This window comes from Luteibacter sp. W1I16 (assembly GCF_050434905.1).
Lineage (GTDB): Bacteria > Pseudomonadota > Gammaproteobacteria > Xanthomonadales > Rhodanobacteraceae > Luteibacter.
On record NZ_JBNDJJ010000001.1, the window covers coordinates 3,043,270 to 3,062,603 of the forward strand.

Consider the following 19,334-nt stretch of genomic DNA (forward strand, 5'->3'; position numbering starts at 1 on the left):
GCGATGGGTGCTCGCAGCATCCCACCAGGTTATCTGCGGAGCCTTTTGGGGCTGAGCATGTCGGCGGTGATGCCTGCTTTAGTGAGGTGATCGGGCATCGGCTTGCCCAGGATCATCGACGCGCAAGCTTCGGCCATGGCGGCGCTGGTCTGGATGCCGTAGCCGCCTTGCGCGGCGAGCCAGAAGAATCCTGGCGCGTCCGGTGCGAAGCCACCGACGAGATCGCCGTCGGCGACGAAACTGCGCAGGCCGGCCCAGGTACGGGCGGGGCGGCGGATCGTCATCGTCGTGGCTTCCTCGATGCGGTGGATGCCGAGGGCGATGTCGTATTCCTCGGGTTGCACGTCGTGCGGATGAGTCGGATCGGCGTTCGCCGCCGAACCCAGCAACAGGCCCGCATCGGGCTTGAAATAAAAGGTTTCGTCGATGTCCACGACGAAGGGCCACGCCGATGTCTCGACACCCTCCGGTGCCGCGAACGTGAAAGCCGACCGGCGGCGGGGTTCGAGGCCGATGGTATGCACGCCGGCGAGTTCGGCCACGGCGTCGGCCCAGGCGCCTGCCGCATTCACGACCACGGGAGCACGCCAGCGCTCGTTGACGATCCACTCGCCACCCTCGCGCCGCAAGGCGTGGACACGGGTGTCTAGATGCAACGCGACGCCACGCGCCTTCGCTCCGCGCAAGAATCCCTGATGCAGTTCATTGACGTCGATGTCCGCGGAATCGGGCTCGAAGAACGCGGTCTCGGCCGCTTCGGGACGAAGCACGGGTACGAGCGTGGCGATGGCTTCGCGGTCGAGTAGCACCAGCGATGGCGTGTGGCGACGCACTGCTTCGTATTCCTCGCGCACACGCTCTGCTTGCGCCGGATTGCCTACCACGAGCGCGCCACGCCGCTGCAGGATCGGATGGACAGCAAACCCGGCGGGCGGTGATTCGAGGAAGGGTCGCGTCGCGCGGCTCAATGCGCGTACCTGCGGCGACCCATAGCTTTCGCTGAAATGCGCCGCCGAACGCCCCGTGGTGTGGAACCCGGCGAAGGACTCGCGCTCGAGCATCACCACGCGTGCATGCGGCGAGAGAAACCACGCCACGGAGGCACCGGCGATCCCGGCACCGATCACGATGACGTCGACGGATGATTCGTTCATGCCTTGTCCTTCGACGATTGCGCGGCGACGACACTGGTCGCCGCGAGGTCGGCGGTGACGTTACCGAGGGTGGCCAGGGTGTCCGGCAAGGTGTCCACCGCCAGCATGATGCCGAGCGGACCGATGGGAAGGCCCATGGCCTGCGCGACCGGAACATTCGTCGCGATGAAGGTGACCTGGCCCGGCAATCCGACGGAGCCCAGGCTGATGACCACCGCGAGCGCGGCGCCCGCGGCCAACTGTGCGACGCCCAGTTCGATGCCGAAGGCCCATGCGATGAAACTCGCCGAGACCACGTACTGCACCGGGCTGGTAAGCCGGAACAGCGACACCGCCATGGGCAGGACCAGCGACGTCACCGCGGTGGGGTAGCCCAGTCGCCGGTCGGCGCTTTCGATCATTGCCGGGAGCGATGCGAGCGACGATTGCGTGCTGGCGGCCACGACCTGTGCCGGTGCGATCGCCGAAGCGAAGCGTGCGAACGGTTCACGGCCCCATACCCGAGCGACGACCAGCATCAGCGCGGTCACGATGAGGTACACGATGCATTCGACCAGCACATAGACACCCAACGCGCCGAGCATATGCAGGCCTGCCCGCGCGCATACGGAGAGGATCAGCGCGAAGACACCCAGCGGCGCCACGAGCAACACCCAGCGCACGACCACGATCATGGCATCCGCGATCGCACGGAAGAACTCCACCGCGAGCGCTCGCCGCTCCGGTGCGATACGCGTCAGTGCGAAACCCAGGAACATGGCGAACACCACCAGCGGCAGCATGGCACTCTGTGCGGCTGCCATGATCGCGTTGGTGGGTACGATGCCGGCGAGCCAGTCGGACCAGCCGACGGGCGCGCTGGTGGGAAGGTGGCCGCCGGCGGCACCGAGGGCGCGGGTGAGCGATCCGCTGCGTGGAAACAGCGCGAACAAGGCGGGCGCGGCCACCGCCGCCACCGTGGCGCCGAGCGATAGCAGCAACAGGAACACGACGATCGCGCGCCGCGCGATGCGGCCCGAGGCGGCCGCGTCGGTCGCGGTATTCGCACCGACGACGACCAGCGAGAGCACGAGCGGCACCACGGTCATCTGCAACGCGCTCAGCCAGAGTTTGCCGATCGGTTGCACGGCATCGGCAACGCCCAGCGCGGAACCCGGAGCCCACGTGGCGAGGGCGATGCCGGCTGCCGCACCGAGTGCGAGGCCGAGAAGGATGCGTTGGGTGGCGGTCATAAGGCCGGCAGGTTCCAGGCTTCACGCAGTCGCGCGTAATCGTTCTTCGGCAACAGCACGAAGACCGGCTTCTTCGCCGGGTCGAGCCAGCCGAGCAGGCGTTCCATCGTCTCGTCGGTCATGGCCGTGCAACCGGCGGTCGGTGATGTCGGTGACTTCCACAGATGGGCGAAGATGCAGCTGCCCGCACCTTTGCGTCCGTCCGGGTTGTGCTCGATGATGAAGCCGATGCGATAGGCATGGTCACCGTTGAAGTGCAGGTCGCGGCGCATCGGCTCGGTCGCGCCGGCCACGGCCTTCTCGCCGACCTTCCGCGCATCGACCACCTCGTTGTAGTACGGCGAGCTGTCCACGTCCACGCAATAGTCGGACACGCCCAGGCCGCGATAGGGAAGGGCGGTGGGATTCGTCTCCGCATAGCCGAAGGCCTGACCGATGCGGAACACGCCGGCGGGGCTGCGGCCATCGCCTTCCTTCTTCACCGGCCCGTCGCGTTCCGGCGGATGGAGCCCGACGCCCCATGCGCTGCCGTGCTTGCCGATGGTGACGTCGGCGGCGGGGCCTTCCTGTTTCCAGCGCGTTCCTTCGCGCACGAATGCGCGGAGCGTCCCGTGGTCGACGTCCCATCCGTCGGTGGTGACGACGATCATCTGCCGGGACACCGACCACGCGGCGGGCGTCTCGAACGCCACGCTAGAAGCGGTGAGGACGAGGGCGGCTAGGCCGAACAGGCGAGGCAGCAATCGAGTGAAGGGCATGGTGGCGGTCCGGTCAGGGTTCCAGCATCTGCTGGATGCGGTCGAGGTTCTGTACGAGGCGGGCGTGACGCGCCTCGTCGCCCTCGCACAGGTGCACGAACACGGTGTCGAGCAACTGTTGCACGGTGGACTGGTAGATCAGTGACTGGACATAAGACGCGTCGTCATGCGCCGCCACGGCCAGCGCGATGTCCGCGAGCGCGCGCACGGGATTCGACGTATGCCGGGTGACGGTCACCACGCGTCCTCGTTGCTCACGGAAATAACGGGCGATCTTCGCCAGTGCGGGATGCTTGCCTTGTTCTGAAAATACGACCAGCAGGTCGCCGGGCGACGACATCGCCACCTGCGCAGCCATGCGGCTCACGTCGAAGTGGCGAATGGCGACGATGCCCAACAAGGAAAGGCGGACCGCGAAGCCGCGTGCATGCAGGTCATCCTCGCCAAGGCCGATGAGGAACACCTTGCCCGCGGAGTCGATGGCGTCGACCACGGCATGCAAGGTCTCCGGTGTATTGATGAGCCGCGTCGCCTCCTCCGCACGCGCCTTGCGCTGCCAGAGCGCGGCACCCAGCGGATCGCCACCTGGACGTTCGGCGAACGGTTCGTCTTCGTCGTCGCCATCGTCGGTGCGTCCGATGGATTCGCCGACGGAATACTTGAGGTCGGGGTAGCCGCGGAAGCCAAGCTTCTGGGTGAACTTCACCACGCTGGACTGGCTGATGCCGAGCGCATTCGCGAGTTGCTGCGACGAGTAGTCGCGCAGCAACTGGGCGTTTTCGAGGATGAAGTCGGCAATGCGCCGCTCCACCGCCGACATGCGGTCGCGTTCGGAGCGGATCTTCACCAGCGGTGACATCGCGGCGGCCCTCAGAGCGGCTCTAAGCCGCGGATCTCGCGAATACCAAGGCCCGGCGCATCGCTGATGGAGATCTCGGATTCGTTGAAGTTCACGCCGCCATCCACGGGGTCGTACGCGCACAGCGAAGGACCGTCCAGGTCCACCTTGGTGATCACGTCGGACTTGGCGACCGCCACGTGCACGGCGGCGGCCACGCTGATGCTGGTCTCCAGCATGCAGCCGATCATGCACTCGATGCCGTAGAGGCCGGCGATGTCGGCGATGCGGATGGCGTTGGAGATGCCGCCGGTCTTCATCAGCTTGATGTTGATGATGTCGGCGGCGCGCATGCGGATCAGCTCCATCACCTCGGCGGGGCCGAACACGCTCTCGTCGGCCATGATCGGCGTATGCACGCGCTCAGTGACATAGCGCATGCCCTCAAGGTCGCGCGCCTTCACCGGCTGCTCGACCAGTTCCAGGCGAACACCGGCGTCTTCCAGCGTATGCAACGCGTAGACCGCTTCCTTGGCGGTCCAGCCCTGGTTCGCGTCGAGACGGAGCAGAGCGCGGTCTTCCACGGCGGCGTAGATCGCGCGGACGCGCTCGATGTCCACGCCGATGTCCTTGCCTACCTTGATCTTCAACGACTCGAAGCCGCGATCCACCGCGGCGATCGAGTCGGCCACCATCTTGTCGATGTAGTCGACGCTGATGGTGATGTCGGTGGTGATGACCGGATCGCCACCGCCGAGCAGCTTGTACAGCGGCGCGCCATACAGCTGGCCCCAGAGATCGTAGACGGCGATCTCCACGGCGGCCTTGGCGCTGGTGTTCTTCTCCATCGTGCCCTGGATCAGCTTGGTGATCCGGTTGAGGTCGGCGATGTCCTGGCCGATGAGGCGTGGCGCGATGTAATGACGGATGGCGTCGACGATGGAGCCGTGCGTGTCGCCGGTGATGACCGCCGTGGCCGGCGCTTCGCCATAGCCCACGTGGCCGTCGTCGGTATGCACCATCACGACGATGTCTTCGACCTTGTCGACCGTGCGCAGCGCCGTCTTGAAGGGGGTCTTCAGCGGTACGCGCAGCATGCCGAAGCGGATGTCGGTGATCTTCATGGAGTCTCGCTGGGCAGGATTAGCGGATGCGGACGATGCTGGTCATGCGGTCGACGAAGGTCTTGTCGCCGCTGGCCATCATGGGCAGGAGAGGTGTCACCGAGACTGCGTTGAGCTTGATGTGCCGCAATGTGCCGTCGGCCTGCTTGTAGCTCATGCCGCCGACGTCGTGGATGACATAGGGCTCGCCGTCGATCTTGCCGATCACCATCATCACGTGGCCGGGGATGTAGACCAGATCGCCCACCTCGAGCGCTTTCGCGGCCTTCACCCGTGCCTCGTGGCTGTCCTTGTCGGTGTAGACGGTGTGGGTGAGGCCGGGGCTGATGCTCTGGTCGCGCGTGTTGCGCGGCATCTGCACGCCCATGCTCCGGTAGACGTCCGAGACGAAACCGCTGCAATCGCGGCCGTTGTAGGCGTGCCCCCAGCCATAACGCTCACCGAGGAACTTGAACGCCTGGCGGATGATGTTCGTCCGGGTCAAGGGCAGGTAGCCGGCGGCGGAATCCTGGTTGCGCTGGAGCAACGCCGGGTGGAACGAGAGCACGCCATCGTTTCCTCGCACCGGCAGGCTCAGTACCCACGACGTGTACGGGCTCTGTCCGTTCACCGGCTGGTCCGGCGGCACCGAGGTGTCGAGCGGCACGCGCGTACCCATGTCCAGCTGGAGTTCGGAGACGGCGGGCGCTTCCGGCGTATATACGGTGAGTGGCTTCGCGCCCGTGATGATCCGGTAGGGCGTGGCGTCGGCGTGGGCGAAGACGGTCGCGGCATTGCCGTAAGCCACGTCGTCTGCGTGCATCCATGCCGCATAGCGCGGACCGACGACGAACACCCACTTGCCGTCCTTGCTCGCATGCACCACCACGAGCGGGTCGCCGGGGAACAGCGTGCTTTCCTGGAAGCGGTCGATGTCGGTGTCGTCGGCATGGCTGAACACGCGCAGCTCGGTCGGGTAGCCACGCAGGGCACCACGGCGCACGGCCATGCCATAGCGCGGCGTCACCTGCGCGGGAATGGTGTCGATCGCGGCGTTGTCCATCACGGCGTCGATCGCCGCGGCGGTCACGGGCTTGCCCTCCACATCGAACAAGGGCTTGCTCGGTCGCGACGTCAGCTTCTCGATCCAACCCTTCACCTGTTCCCGAGGCAGCGAGGCCGGCAGGTGGCGGATGTCGTGCATCGACGGGTCCAGCCGCGTCACGCGCTCGTTGATCGCGGCGATGGCCGCGGTGTCGAGCACCGGTATGTCGGCGTCGGGAAGCCGCGCGACCCAGTACTCCGGCGACAGCTGTGCATCGGTGACACCGAGGATGCCCGATGGCGGGACCGGCATGTCGCGCGGAGCCGCACAGGCGCCGCCCGCCGCGAACGCGAGGAGGGTGGCGAGCAAGATAGGGCGAATCAGGTTCATAGCGAGATCCTTGGTCAGGAAGCCAGCGCCGAGAGCACCGCGGCGACGACGAGACCGAAGCCAGTGCCGAGGATATAACCGAGCAGGGCGAGCAGGACGCCCACCGGCACCAGCGAGCGCGAATACGTCGCTGCCAGCACGGGGGTGGCGGCGACGCCGCCGATGTGCGCCAGGGAAGAAATGCCGCAGAGATACAGGTCGAAGTGGAAGACGCGTGCCGCCAGGCTGAGAAGGACCGCATGCACGGCGATCACCGTGACGCCCGCGAGCAGATAGAGCGGTGCCGCGGCGATGCCGGCGAAACTGCTTTGCGAGGCGAGCACGGCGACGACTGAAATCAGCAACGCGCTCGAGACGGCCTGCGCGCCGGGCATGCGGGCCAGGGGTGTGTGTGCGGCCACGAGGCCGGCCACCGTCGCGATCAGGATCGTCCATGTCGTTGGTGACACCATGCTGCCTACCGGCAGTCGCGCGCCGAGCACCGCAGATACGGCGGCGACGAGCAGGGCGAGGCCCAGCCAGAGCAGTACGCTGTCGGACGTGGCGGGCGCGCGGACCGCCGTTTCCGCCACGGTCAGGCTCGCGCTGGATTGCGCCCGCGTCCAGCGATTGAAGGCTGGCGCGAGGCGGGCCACCGCGAACAGCACCACCACCCACATCGAATAGCACAACGCGTCGGTGAGCAGCGTGGTGGCCAGCGACGTGTCGGACATGCCGATGGCCTGCTTCACCGCGATCATGTTGGCCGTGCCGCCCATCCAGCTACCCGACAATGAAGCGAGCGGCATCCACCCCGTGCCCGGCATCCAGTGACGATAAATGAGGAAGGTCAGCACGAAGGCGATGAACAGGCTGATTGAGGTGCAGACGAAGACGCCCAGCACGCGCGGCCCCAGCGCGAGGATGGCGCGAAGATCGCAGTTGATCATCAGCAGGAAGAGCAGCGCCGGCACCAGCCGGGCGACAAGCATGTTCTGGGCCGCGTGGATCTCCGGCGAGGCGGTCCAGAAGCCGGCGACGGACAACGCTGTCACGGTGAGGTAGGTGAGGACGATGGGCGGAAGGATCTCAAATACCTTCCAGCCGAAACGCCGTTCGATCGCGGGCCAGAAGCCGGCGGCGAGCAGCATCACGGCCAGGTAAGGCCAAACCGACTGGATCACGCGTCCCCTCCCCGGGTGGTGTCGCGACGGTCGTCAGGAATATCTATTCCTAACGAAGTAGCCTGAAGCATAAATTATTGACCGCGCTTTGCAAGCATGTTACACAGCCCTGACGCACGTCCATCCACCACGGTTGCATCGGGGATACCGAACGGTGAAAGCGGCCTTACGAAACGCGATGATTCGCCCGGTGCTGGCGGCGTGCCTGCTCGCCGCGCTGAGCCCCACCCCTGTGGTGGAAGCCCACCCAGCTCCCCATGCCTCCCCGTCCCAGGTGGGAGCCGACCCTGTCGGCGATGCTCCTTCCCGCGAGATAGACGCCGGCCACTTCAAATCCGCCGAAGCCCTGATAACCAAAGCGCTCACCCAACCCAACCTCACCCCCACACAACGCGACACCCTGCTGTTCCAGCGCGAACGCATGCGCCGCATCCTGCTCGACTTCACCCTCGACGCCGACGCGGTGAAGACCCGCCTGCGCAAACAGATTCCCGACCTCACCGACGCCGAGTTCGCGAAGTGGGACGCCGCCGGCCTGCTCGAAAAACAGGTGATCGACGGCCGCACGCTGTACTTCAAGCGCTCGCCGGGAAACCTGTTCCGGATCAGCGCCGAGGCTCGGGAGCGGCGCAAGGCACAGACGCCCTTCGACGACGGCCCGAACGAAATCCTCAACGACCACCACCGCGCCGTGCGCGCGGCCGCCTTGGCGAACCACACCAGCAGCGTGCTGCCGCGCCGCGAGAGCGTCACCCAGGTGCTCACGGTGAAAGCCGGCGCGGTACCCGCGGGTGAAACGATCCGCGCCTGGATTCCCTATCCGCGCGCCATCACGGGCCAGCAGGAAGACATCCGGCTCACCGGCAGCGAGCCGGCCAAGGCCACCATCGCTCCCGAGTCGAGCCTGCAGCGCACGGCCTACCTCGAAAAGAAGGCCGAAGCGGGCAAGCCCACCGAATTCTCGATCACCTATGAGGTGACCCTCCACGCGCGCTACGTCGACATCGATCCGGCGAAGGTGACGCGGACGCCGGTCACGCCGGCGCTGGCGCCCTATGTCGCCGAGCGCGCGCCGCACATCGTCTTCACCGACGCCATGCGCGCTTATTCGAAGCGCGTGGTAGGCGACGAGACCAACCCCTACCGCATCGCGCAGAAGCTGTTCGCCGCCGTCGATACGATTCCCTGGGCAGGCGCGCGGGAATACTCCACGATCTCGAATATCGGTGACTACACGCTGCATGCCGGCCACGGCGATTGCGGCGAGCAGACCCTGCTGCTGATGACCTTGCTGCGCCTCAACGGCATTCCGGCGCGCTGGCAGTCGGGCTGGATCTTCTCCGATGGCAAGTACAACAACATCCACGACTGGGGACAGGTGTACCTGGCCCCGTATGGATGGGTACCGATGGACGTGACCTTCGGCCGCCTGCTGGCCGGAGCGGACGCGAAGCCGGGCGACGACGCCCTCGAGTGGTTCTACCTCGGCGGCCTGGATGCCTATCGCATCGCCTTCAACGACGACTACTCGCAGCCGTTCACACCGCCGAAGACGTTCTTCCGGTCGGAGACGGTCGACTCGCAGCGCGGTGAGGTCGAGTGGAAGGGCGGCAACCTGTATTTCGACCAGTGGGATTACGACTTCCGGTGGCACCGTGTCGATACACCGCGCGGGGGCGGTGACGCGGCGCCCTGACCGGGCAACGAACGACAACCCGAAACATCATCTTATGGGAGTGGGGAGATGGGGGACATGAAGACGAACCGGCGCACGTTGCGCCACGGCGCCTTATGCATGGCGATCGGCCTTGGCCTGGCGATGTCCGGCAGCGCATCCGCCGCGAATACCGATGGCACCATCGTGGGCCGCACCAAGGCGGGGGCCACGGTCACCGCGCGTGATCCGGCCACCGGCCTGACGCGTACCGTGACCGCGGACGATGCGGGCAACTTTCGCCTGCCGTACCTGCCGGTCGGCCATTACCAGGTGGACAGCAGCAAGGACGGCAAGCCGGTGGCGACCACCGCCGAGGTGACGGTGAGCCTGGGTAACGCCACCACGGTGAACCTCGTGGAACGCGGCGCGACGGGCACTACCGAACTCGAAGGTGTGCAGGTGAGCGCACCGGTCGTCATCTCCGCCGTGGACGTCAGCTCCACCGAAACCGCGACGAACATCAGTCGCGAGGAAATCCGCCGCCTGCCGGTGGACCAGAGTGTGCAATCCGTGGCCCTGCTGGCGCCGGGCGTGAACAAGGGCAACGCCGGCTTTGGCGGCATTTCGTTCGGTGGTTCGTCCGTGGCCGAGAACTCGTTCTACGTGAACGGCCTCAATGTCACCGACTTCTACAACCGCAACGGTTTCTCCGAAGCGCCGTTCGCGTTCTACCAGGAATTCCAGGTCAAGACCGGCGGCTATTCCGTCGAGTTCGGCCGCACCACCGGCGGCGTCGTCAACGCCGTGACCCGCTCGGGCACGAACGAATTCAAGGCGGGCGCGGAGATGACCTTCGAGCCCAGTGACTGGCAGGCCACCACGAAGAACCGCTACTGGGACGGCGAGCGTTACATCACCTCGTCCGAAGACCACTACTCGCGTACCAAGATGAACGTGTACGCGTCCGGGCCGATCGTGAAGGACAAGCTGTTCTTCTTCGCGATGTACGAGGCGCGGGGATATACACCGCAGAACACCGACAACCTCGGCACCGTGCTGACGCAGAACGATACCGACTCCGGCTTCTGGGGCGCCAAGGTCGATTGGCATATCAACGACAAGAATCTGTTCGAGTTCATGGCCTTCTCGGACAAGAACAAGAACGTCGGATCGGTCTACAACTACGATTACGCCACGCATACCAAGAGCGACAAGAACGACGAGATCTACAGCGACACCGGTGGCCGCAACTGGAACGGCACCTTCACCAGTTACCTCGTCGACAACCTGTCGATGAAGCTGATGTATGGCCGCAACGAGCGCGAGGATTTCACCCGCGCCCAGTCCGACATCGACTGCAACCCGGTGGCCAAGGTCTCGGCCGTGCCCGGTCCCGGCGTGCCGCTGGGGTGCAGCACCAGCACCGCGGTGATCAAGCGCAACGACACGCGCAAGCAAGGCCGCGCCGACTTCGAATGGACGTTGGGTGACCATCTGGTCCGTTTCGGCTACGACCACGAGGTCGACACGTCCGACTATTCGCGTCATTACCCTGGCCCGGGCGCGTACTACTACAACATCTACTCCACGACGCCGGGTGCCACCATCGAGAACGGTGGCGTGGTGCCGGCGGGCTACAACGCGTACGTGCGCGCGCGACGCTACGAGATCGCGGGCACGTTCGAGACGACCAACAACGCCTTCTATCTCGAGGACAACTGGAACATCACGCCGGACTTCCTGTTGAACGCGGGCCTGCGCCGCGACGCCTTCGACAACAAGACGGGCGAGGGGTCCAGCTATATCAAGATGGACAACATGATCGCGCCGCGCCTCGGTTTTTCCTGGGATCTGAAGGGCGATGGCACCACCAAGATCTTCGGTAACCTCGGCCGGTACTACCTGCCGGTGGCCAACGTGATCAACATCAAGCAGGCGGGTGGCCTGCTCGACCAGCGCACGTACTACGCCTTCGACGGGTACCAGATACTCGATCGCAACGGGTCGCCTTACGCCCTGCCGATTCTCGGGCCGCAGATCGGCCCGGTGGACGATTCGCAGGGCAACGGCAGCGTGGGCGACTTGCGTGCCGAAGTCGACAAGAACATGGATTCGGTCTATCAGGACGAGGCGATCCTCGGCTTCCAGCAAGCCATCACGGACAAGTGGTCGTGGGGCGTGAGCGGAACGTACCGGAAGCTGCACAACGCCATCGACGACATGGAGATCAGCGCCACGCCACAGTGCGGTGGCGATGGCTACATCGGCTACGTCATGGGCAATCCGGGTCGCAAGCTCACCGTTTACGGCGATACCAATTGCGACGGCACGCCCGACGGCTACATCAACATCGACACCTCCAAGCAGGGTTGGGCGATGTATGACGCCGACGGCAATTACCTCGGCCAGCGTGGCTGGAAGAAGCCCCGGCGCTCCTTCGGCTCGCTGGAGTTCCAGGTGGACCGTGCGTGGGACGAAAAGTGGATGTTGAACGCGTCGTACGTGTTGTCGTGGAGCCGTGGCAACGCCGAGGGGCCGGTGAATTCCGATACCAACTTCGATGACACGGGCCGTACGGAGAACTTCGACGATCCATGGGTGAACCTGTCCGGCGGCTACCTGCCGAACGATCACCGCCACCAGTTCAAGGTTCGCGGAACCTATGCGATCAGCAAGCAGTGGCAAGTGGGCGCCGACCTGACGGCTCTTTCCGGCAGCCCGATCACCGGCTACGGCGTCGGCAATCCGTACGACGCCACCGTGTACCACAGCTACTTCATCTGCGTGGAGAACTGTGCCGACCCCGTGTCCCAGAACCGCGTGTACCAGCGATCGCCCCGAGGCGAGGACCGCACGCCCTGGACCTTCAACCTCAACGCCAGCATCACCTACCTGTTGCCGCTGGACGAGAAGAACAACCTGCGCGTGAAGTTCGCGGTGTATAACCTCCTCAACCAGCAGCGCACGCTCGGCGTCGACCAGGACCTCCAGACCTCGGTCGGCGGGCTGAATCCCACGTACCTGCAACCCCAGCGCTTCCAGTCGCCCCGATTCGGCCAGCTGACCGTCTCGATCGACTTCTAAGCAAGGCCAGGAAGGAGCAAGGATCGGGATATAAGGTGGGAAGCGCGCTGGCGCGCGATGGGCACTTGTCTCACTTTCCGGCAAGCACCCATCGCGCGCCAGCGCGCTGCCCACCTAGGCTTCCCATCCCAGCTTTCCACCCCCGGCTTCCCGCTGGTGTACTGGCGTCATCACAGGAGGCACGAATGAGGCGAATCCTTGGCCTGGGCTTGTTGTTCTGCGCGGCTGCGCAGGCGCAGGACCATCCGCTCACGCTGGACACGCACGTCGATATCCCGCTGTCGTACATGCACGACGCGAAGTTCGACGCCGGGAAGGACGGCCCGCTCAAGGTGGACCTGCCCAAGATGCGCCGTGGCGGCCTCGATGCCGCTTTCTTCGTCATCTACGTGGAGCAGGGTCCTCTCACGCCGGCGGGATACGCGAAGGCGGTGGCACAGGCGGCGCGCAAGTATGACGCCATCGACCTGATGCTGAAGCGGTATCCCGAATGGATCCGGGCGGCGCGCACGCCCGCCGAAGTCCGTGCGAACAAGGCCGCTGGGCGGTTGTCGGCCATGATCGGCATCGAGAACGGCTATTCGCTCGGGCACGACCTGAAGCGGCTGGACGCGGCCTATGCACGGGGTGCGCGTTACATCGGGCTGGCGCATGTCGGCAACAACGATCTCTGTGGCAGCTCGCTACCCCGCAAGGAACTTGGCGACAAGGTCGACAGCAACCTCGGCCTCACCGATTTCGGCCGGAAGGTGGTGGAGAGGGCCAATGCGCTGGGGATGATGGTGGACGTGTCGCACGCCTCGGACGCCTGCGTCCGCGATGTCCTCGCGCTGTCGAAGGCGCCGATCATCGCGTCGCATTCGTCGTCCCGGGCGATCACCGATCACCCGCGTAACCTGCCCGACGACCTGCTGGCAGCCATCGCCGCGAAAGATGGCGTCGTCCAGGCCGTGGCGTACAAGGAGTTCCTGAAGAAAGACCCCGAGCGCGCGGCCGCCGAGAAGGCCTTGCAGACGCGGGTGGCGCGTGAGGCGGGCGACAAGGAATACGACAGCGAGAAGCACGACTACTTGCCGTCGTACATCGAGGGCATGAAGGCGATCCAGCGCGAACATCCACTGGCCACGCTGGACGATTTCATGGACCACGTCCAGCACATGGTGAAGGTGGCGGGTATCGATCACGTGGGCATCGCCTCGGACTTCGACGGCGGCGGAGAGATCACGGGGTGGATGGATGCATCGGAGACGCGCAATGTGACCGCCGCGCTCAAGCGGCGCGGGTTTTCAGACCAGGACATCGCCAAACTCTGGGGCGGCAACCTGCTGCGCGTATGGGCGGCCGATGAGGCCGCTTCCGCCGCATCGCTCGACGCCCTCGTCGACGAGGCGGTGTCGCGCTACCGCGTTCCCGGCATCGCGGTCGGGTTGATCCAGGATGGCAAGGTGGCCTATACGCGCACGGCCGGCGAACTCGTCGCCGGTTCGGGCCACAAGGTGGACGGGCGCACCCTGTTCAAGATCGCCTCCAACAGCAAGGCCATGACGACGGCCCTGCTGGCGCGCCTGGTCGCGGCGGGCAAGCTGCGTTGGGACGATCCGGTGACGGAGTACCTGCCGGACTTCCGGATGAACGACCCGTGGGTCACCCGCGAGATCCAGGTGCGCGACCTGGTGATCCACAACAGTGGTCTGCGCGAGGGCGCGGGCGACCTGATGCTGTGGCCGGAACCGAACGACTTCACGCGCAAGGACATCCTCGCCGGTCTCGCTTACCTGAAGCCGGAGCACAGTTTTCGCTCGCGCTACGCGTACGACAACCTGCTTTACGTCGTCGCGGGCGAAGTGGCGGCGGCGGTTGGCGGCGCTCCCTACGAAACGCTTTTGCGCCGCGAGGTGTTCGAGCCGCTGGGGCTCGCCCGCTGCCAGGTCGGCCGCTGGTCGCGCGACGGCGTGGGGAACGTCGCCCAACCGCATCGGCAAGGGGAGCGCGGTAACGAAGTGGTGAATGGCGATCCGGCAACGGTTCCCGCGATCACGTCCGCCGCCGCGGGCGGCGTGCGCTGCGACCTCGACGACATGCTCCGATGGGCCGGAAACTGGCTGGCGCCCGATGCGGCGCAACTGGCATGGCTGGACGCCGCGCATCGCGAACCCTTGTGGTCGATCCAGAATCCGATGCCCGTGGGAAAGCGCCGGAAAGCCTGGAACGACACGCATCTCTACGGTTACGGCTATGGCTGGCGGCTGGCCGACGTGGATGGGCAATGGAGCGTTTCGCACACGGGCACGCTCTCGGGCATGTATTCGACGGTGAGCTTGTTGCCCGAGCGGCGCAGCGGCTTCGTCATCCTCATGAATGGTGGGAGCGAGGACGCACGCGACGCTCTGGCCGCTGCGTTGCTCAAGCGGTTCACCGCACCGGGCGAAGCACATACGGTGGGTGAATACGCCGACCGTATCGCCGCCGAGGCGTCGGCCCCGGGTGCCTCGCGGGCGCCGGATACGTCCTCGCGCGTGGCTGCCTCCGCCCGTGAGGCGGCCAGCATGCTGGGCATCTGGCGCGATCCCTGGTTCGGCGAAGTCAGCATCTGCCCGGGCAAGGAAGGCGTGCGCTTCACCGCGGCACGTTCGCCCGTGATGACCGGTATGCTCGAACGCGTGGGTACGCGTTACCTCGTGCAGTGGAACAGCCCGCGGATGGACGCCGAGCCATGGCTCGACCTCGCCGCGCCGGACCAGTTGCGCCTGACCAAGGTCGATCCCGATGCCGATTTCAGCAACGACTATGAAGATCTGGCTTTCACTCGCGTGCGGGCTTGTCCTTAGCGCGCACGCCGCCGATGTCCCGCCACAGGTGCCGCCGGCGCGCACGCCGCACGAGGTGGGGCTCACCGATGTTCGTTCGTTGGTTCCGGACATCTCCGAGGACATCCACTATGCGGGAAGCGACAACTTCACCGGCGCCCCGGTGGATGGCTATCGGTCGGCGAAGTGCTTCCTGCGCACGGCTGCCGCCGAGGCGTTGGCGCGTGTGGAGATGCATCTGCGCCGGGAGGGCCTGCGCCTGCGCATATGGGATTGCTATCGGCCGGCCCGCGCGGTCGCGGCGTTCGTACGTTGGGCCGGCGATACCGTCGATACGCGAACCAAGCCCGCGCACTACCCGAACCTCGGCAAGGACAAACTGCTGGGCGAATACATCGCTCCGGTTTCCGGCCATAGCCGTGGCGCCACCGTCGACCTCACCTTGATGCGGTGCGACGGAAAGCGCTGCACGCCGCTGGGCATGGGCACGGACTTCGACTTCTTCGATCCCCGTGCGCATACCGATTATCCGGGCATTTCCGCCGCGCAGCGTGCGAACCGCCAGCGACTGGTGCGTGCGATGGCGGCGGAAGGGTTCGTCAATTATCCGCAGGAGTGGTGGCATTACTCGCTGCCTTCGGCCGCGTCAGCCGACACGATCTACGACGTTCCCGTGGAGTGACCATGCGCTTCGCCGTATCGCTGGCCGTTTGTGCCTTCCTCGCCGGATGCGCCGCATCGCCATCGCGTGATGCGGCGTTGGATGTATTGATGAAGCGTTACGACGGTGACGGACCTGGCGCCTCGCTGTTGGTGGTGCGCGAGGGCGTACCCATCGTTCGGCGGGGTTATGGATTCGCCGACCTGGAACACCACGTGGCGGCCTCGCCGCAGACGAACTATCGCCTGGCCTCGGTGAGCAAGCAGTTCACGGCGACCGCGATCCTCCTGCTTGCGCAAGACGGCAAACTTTCACTGGACGACCGCGCCCGCCGCTGGCTGCCTACGCTTCCCGCCGCGGCCGACGCGATCACCATCCGCCAGTTGCTGAGCCACCAGGGTGGGCTGATCGATTACGAGGACATCATGCCCGCCAATACGCGGGTGCCGCTGCGAGACAAAGATGTGCTCGACCTGCTCGCCAAAACCGACCATCTCTATTTCTCCCCCGGCACGTCGTACCGCTATAGCAACGGGGGCTACGCGATGCTCGCGCTGATCGTGGAAAAGGCCTCGGGCAAGCCGTTCCAGGATTTCCTGCGCGAGCGCATCTTCGTGCCACTGGGCATGACGAACACCCTGGCCTATGTACGGGAAGGGCCTCCCGTGCCGCACCGGGCCTTCGGATACAGCGACGAGGGTGGGCGTTGGGTTCGTACCGACCAGAGCATGACCAGCTCGGTGCTCGGCGATGGCGGGATCTATTCCTCGATCGACGACCTGGCGCGCTGGGACGCCGCGCTCTACGACGACCGGCTACTGAGCGGCACCTCGCGCAAGGCCGCCTTCACATCGTGGACGCCCACCGACGATCCCTCGGTGGAATATGGCTACGGGTGGCGGATCACCGGCGAGACGCTCTGGCACTCGGGCGAGACGATCGGCTTCCGCAATGTGATCGTGCGATACCCGAAACGTCACCTCACCGTGATCCTCCTGACCAATCGCAACGACCCCGAGCCCTACAAAACCGTAGTGCACATCGCGAACCTCTACCTGTAGCCTCGCGGCAAAGGTCCGATAGCAGCCTGGAATGACCACCGATGGGAGCCGACCCTATCAGCGATCCATGACTGGTGGGAGCCGACCTTGTCGGCGATCCCGCGGCAGCGGGCCAGCCACCCTCACCCCCATGTCTTATCATAGGCAGTCCCCCGCGACCGCACGGATCCCCCATGTCCACGTTCCGCTTCGCCCTGGCCCAGTACGACTTCCCGGTAGGCGCCACCGCCAAGAATGTCCAGCGCGTGAAGGCACTGGCCGAGGAAGCGCGGGATCGGCTCGGCGCCTCGCTGGTCGCCTTCCCCGAATTGACCCTCTCTGGCTATCCGCCCGAAGACCTGCTCCAGCGCCCGAGCTTCCTCGAAGCCTGCGGGCGCGAACTCGCGGCGCTCGCACCGGAAATCCGCGGCATCTCGGCCATCGTTGGCCACCCCGAAACGCGCGGTGAAGTCTTCAACGCTGCCTCGCTGATCCGCGAAGGCAAGGTCGAGTGGACCTACCAAAAGCAGGCCTTGCCCAATTACACCGTCTTCGACGAAAAACGCTATTTCCAGCATGGGCAGGCCACGCGCGTCTTCGTGATCGAAGGCGTGCGCGTTGGCATGCTGATCTGCGAGGACATCTGGGAGGCCGAACCCGCGGCCCATGCCGCCCAGGCGGGCGCGGAACTGATCCTGGTGATCAACGCTTCACCCTATGACCGCCGCCAGGCGGCCACGCGCGAGGAATTGCTGCGCCAGCGGGCCACGGAAAACGGCGTGCCCATCGCCTACGTAAATCTGGTCGGTGGCCAGGACGACCTGTTGTTCGATGGCCATTCCTTGCTCGTGCAATCCGATGGCGAAGTGGTCGCCCGCGCGCCTTCGTTCGAGGAAATGCTGCTCACGGTGGAATACGACACCGAGACGAAGCGCCTCGCGGCGATCGACTGGCCGGCGCAGGATACGCGCTCGCCGGAAGCGATCATGTACGCGGGGCTGGTGCGCGGCGTGCGCGACTACATCGGCAAGAATGGCTTTTCGGGCGTGCTGCTGGGCCTTTCCGGCGGCATCGATTCGGCGCTCACGCTGGCGATCGCCGTGGACGCGCTCGGCAAGGACAAGGTCACCGCCGTAATGATGCCGACGGTGTACACGTCGGATCTCTCGTTGCGCGAGGCGAAGGCGCAGGCGGAGCACCTGGGCGTCGAGTACCACGTGTTGCCGATCGAGGGGATCTACGAAACCTTCACTGGCACGCTGGCGCCGGTGTTCGAAGGGCGCGGGCCCGACATCACCGAGGAAAACCTGCAATCGCGTGCGCGCGGCGTGCTGCTAATGGCGATGTCGAACAAGACCGGCAAGCTGTTGCTGTCCACGGGCAACAAGAGCGAGATGGCCGTCGGTTACGCCACCCTGTACGGCGACATGTGTGGCGCCTACGCGCCACTCAAGGATGTCTACAAGACCACCGTCTACAGTCTTTCGCGCTGGCGTGCGGCCATCGACGGCGCGATCCCGATGGCGGTCATCGACCGCCCGCCGTCCGCCGAACTGCGTCACGAGCAGACCGACCAGGACTCCCTGCCGCCTTACGACGAGCTCGATGCCATCCTGGAGCATTTCATCGAGGGTGAGGCCTCGGCGGAGGACATCATCGCCGCCGGTCACGACGACGCGACGGTACGCCGGGTGATCCGCATGGTCTTCATCAACGAGTTCAAGCGCCGCCAGGCGGCGCCGGGCCCCCGCGTGACCACGAAGGCCTTCGGCCGCGAACGCCGCTACCCGATCACCTCCGGCTGGCGCTGATTCCCTGCATCCGGCTCGGCTTTCGCCCTCGCATTCGCTGTGTGCGTGGCGGGGGAGCTGCCGGGCGCCACCCTCGGCGCGACAGGCGGCGCCGTCCCTTGGGAAGGGAAGCCGCTGCGCGGCCATGTTTGATGGCTGGCGCCCCTTCGGGCTCGGACGGTCGGGCGGGGGTTTTCGATTCGCCCTCCGTGGCTCAGCGAAAACGATCGGCCGTCCTGGCCGATCCCCTTCGGGCCTCGTCCGCCCGCCCGCCCTCGGCTCCTCATGTCGCGCCGAGGGTGGCGCCCGGCAGCTCTCTCGACACTGGCGTGGGTTGGTGAGGAAGAGCCGTGCCCCCGCCGGTTGCCGCACCCGGGTGGGAAGCGGGCTGGCCCGCGATGCCTCAATCTTTCTGCTGGCGAAGGAAGCCTTGCGGTGATCGGCCCTTACCGCTCGCCCAGTTGCGATGCACCGCCTCATTCGCTCGACATAGGGCGAATCGCGGGCCAGCCCGCTTCCCACCCGGGTGAGGGGGAGTCACACGTAACCGCTTTCCCCAGGTCGCGGGCGTTGCTCTTGCCACACAACCCCTCCGTGCCCGGTAGAGCCGTC

Annotated in this window: 13 protein-coding genes; 6 read left to right on the top strand and 7 right to left on the bottom strand. The window is 65.7% G+C overall.

The features are described 5' to 3' along the window. Positions 1 to 29 precede the first annotated feature (29 nt). From QFZ41_RS13345 to QFZ41_RS13375, 7 genes are read right to left on the bottom strand one after another with little or no spacing between them, the layout of a single operon-like run. Entirely contained in the window at positions 30 to 1,154 is a 1,125-nt protein-coding gene (locus tag QFZ41_RS13345; protein WP_429199212.1) for an NAD(P)/FAD-dependent oxidoreductase, read from the bottom strand. Further along, positions 1,151 to 2,386: a dicarboxylate/amino acid:cation symporter gene (locus tag QFZ41_RS13350; RefSeq protein WP_429199213.1), complete on the bottom strand. Its 1,236-nt coding sequence runs from the start codon at positions 2,384 to 2,386 to the stop codon at positions 1,151 to 1,153. The genes QFZ41_RS13345 and QFZ41_RS13350 overlap by 4 nt, the downstream gene beginning before the upstream one ends. Beyond that, on the bottom strand, positions 2,383 to 3,144 hold the full coding sequence (locus tag QFZ41_RS13355; RefSeq protein WP_429199214.1) for a L,D-transpeptidase family protein: 762 nt from the start codon (positions 3,142 to 3,144) through the stop codon (positions 2,383 to 2,385). Before QFZ41_RS13355 ends, QFZ41_RS13350 begins: the two co-directional genes overlap by 4 nt. Positions 3,145 to 3,157: 13 nt before the next feature. Next, a complete protein-coding gene (locus tag QFZ41_RS13360; protein WP_429199215.1) occupies positions 3,158 to 4,003 on the bottom strand; it encodes a MurR/RpiR family transcriptional regulator in 846 nt (281 codons plus the stop codon). Between the two features lie 11 nt (positions 4,004 to 4,014). Next, positions 4,015 to 5,106, bottom strand: coding sequence for a dipeptide epimerase (locus QFZ41_RS13365; RefSeq protein ID WP_429199216.1), 1,092 nt, complete (start codon positions 5,104 to 5,106; stop codon positions 4,015 to 4,017). Positions 5,107 to 5,125: 19 nt separating this feature from the next. After that, on the bottom strand, positions 5,126 to 6,520 hold the full coding sequence (locus QFZ41_RS13370; RefSeq protein WP_429199217.1) for an SH3 domain-containing protein: 1,395 nt from the start codon (positions 6,518 to 6,520) through the stop codon (positions 5,126 to 5,128). Between the two features lie 14 nt (positions 6,521 to 6,534). After that, positions 6,535 to 7,683: a DUF819 domain-containing protein gene (locus QFZ41_RS13375; RefSeq protein WP_429199218.1), complete on the bottom strand. Its 1,149-nt coding sequence runs from the start codon at positions 7,681 to 7,683 to the stop codon at positions 6,535 to 6,537. 178 nt (positions 7,684 to 7,861) lie between these two features. Here QFZ41_RS13375 and QFZ41_RS13380 point away from each other — a divergent pair, with 178 nt between their 5' ends. From QFZ41_RS13380 to QFZ41_RS13405, 6 genes are all read left to right on the top strand, one after another. Further along, positions 7,862 to 9,379: a transglutaminase-like domain-containing protein gene (locus tag QFZ41_RS13380; RefSeq protein ID WP_429199219.1), complete on the top strand. Its 1,518-nt coding sequence runs from the start codon at positions 7,862 to 7,864 to the stop codon at positions 9,377 to 9,379. Positions 9,380 to 9,436: 57 nt separating this feature from the next. Then, the gene (locus QFZ41_RS13385; protein ID WP_429199220.1) at positions 9,437 to 12,424 is read left to right on the top strand and encodes a TonB-dependent receptor; all 2,988 of its coding nucleotides are present in this window, start codon (positions 9,437 to 9,439) and stop codon (positions 12,422 to 12,424) included. A 185-nt stretch (positions 12,425 to 12,609) separates the two neighbouring features. Further along, on the top strand, positions 12,610 to 15,252 hold the full coding sequence (locus QFZ41_RS13390; protein ID WP_429199221.1) for a membrane dipeptidase: 2,643 nt from the start codon (positions 12,610 to 12,612) through the stop codon (positions 15,250 to 15,252). Then, positions 15,212 to 15,913, top strand: a complete 702-nt coding sequence (locus tag QFZ41_RS13395) for a M15 family metallopeptidase (RefSeq protein WP_429199222.1) — start codon at positions 15,212 to 15,214, stop codon at positions 15,911 to 15,913. Before QFZ41_RS13390 ends, QFZ41_RS13395 begins: the two co-directional genes overlap by 41 nt. 2 nt (positions 15,914 to 15,915) lie before the next feature. Beyond that, a complete protein-coding gene (locus tag QFZ41_RS13400; protein ID WP_429199223.1) occupies positions 15,916 to 16,953 on the top strand; it encodes a serine hydrolase domain-containing protein in 1,038 nt (345 codons plus the stop codon). 173 nt (positions 16,954 to 17,126) lie between these two features. Next, positions 17,127 to 18,743, top strand: coding sequence for an NAD+ synthase (locus QFZ41_RS13405; RefSeq protein WP_429199224.1), 1,617 nt, complete (start codon positions 17,127 to 17,129; stop codon positions 18,741 to 18,743). Positions 18,744 to 19,334 lie beyond the last annotated feature (591 nt).

Bases quoted from the DNA above. Each gene is read 5' to 3' on its own strand.
- QFZ41_RS13355 (WP_429199214.1), bottom strand. From the start codon at position 3,144: ATGCCCTTCACTCGATTGCTGCCTCGCCTGTTCGGCCTAGCCGCCCTC.
- QFZ41_RS13390 (WP_429199221.1), top strand. From the start codon at position 12,610: ATGAGGCGAATCCTTGGCCTGGGCTTGTTGTTCTGCGCGGCTGCGCAG.
- QFZ41_RS13365 (WP_429199216.1), bottom strand. From the start codon at position 5,106: ATGAAGATCACCGACATCCGCTTCGGCATGCTGCGCGTACCGCTGAAG.
- QFZ41_RS13345 (WP_429199212.1), bottom strand. From the start codon at position 1,154: ATGAACGAATCATCCGTCGACGTCATCGTGATCGGTGCCGGGATCGCC.
- QFZ41_RS13385 (WP_429199220.1), top strand. From the start codon at position 9,437: ATGAAGACGAACCGGCGCACGTTGCGCCACGGCGCCTTATGCATGGCG.
- QFZ41_RS13400 (WP_429199223.1), top strand. From the start codon at position 15,916: ATGCGCTTCGCCGTATCGCTGGCCGTTTGTGCCTTCCTCGCCGGATGC.
- QFZ41_RS13370 (WP_429199217.1), bottom strand. From the start codon at position 6,520: ATGAACCTGATTCGCCCTATCTTGCTCGCCACCCTCCTCGCGTTCGCG.
- QFZ41_RS13360 (WP_429199215.1), bottom strand. From the start codon at position 4,003: ATGTCACCGCTGGTGAAGATCCGCTCCGAACGCGACCGCATGTCGGCG.
- QFZ41_RS13395 (WP_429199222.1), top strand. From the start codon at position 15,212: ATGAAGATCTGGCTTTCACTCGCGTGCGGGCTTGTCCTTAGCGCGCAC.
- QFZ41_RS13350 (WP_429199213.1), bottom strand. From the start codon at position 2,386: ATGACCGCCACCCAACGCATCCTTCTCGGCCTCGCACTCGGTGCGGCA.
- QFZ41_RS13380 (WP_429199219.1), top strand. From the start codon at position 7,862: ATGATTCGCCCGGTGCTGGCGGCGTGCCTGCTCGCCGCGCTGAGCCCC.
- QFZ41_RS13405 (WP_429199224.1), top strand. From the start codon at position 17,127: ATGTCCACGTTCCGCTTCGCCCTGGCCCAGTACGACTTCCCGGTAGGC.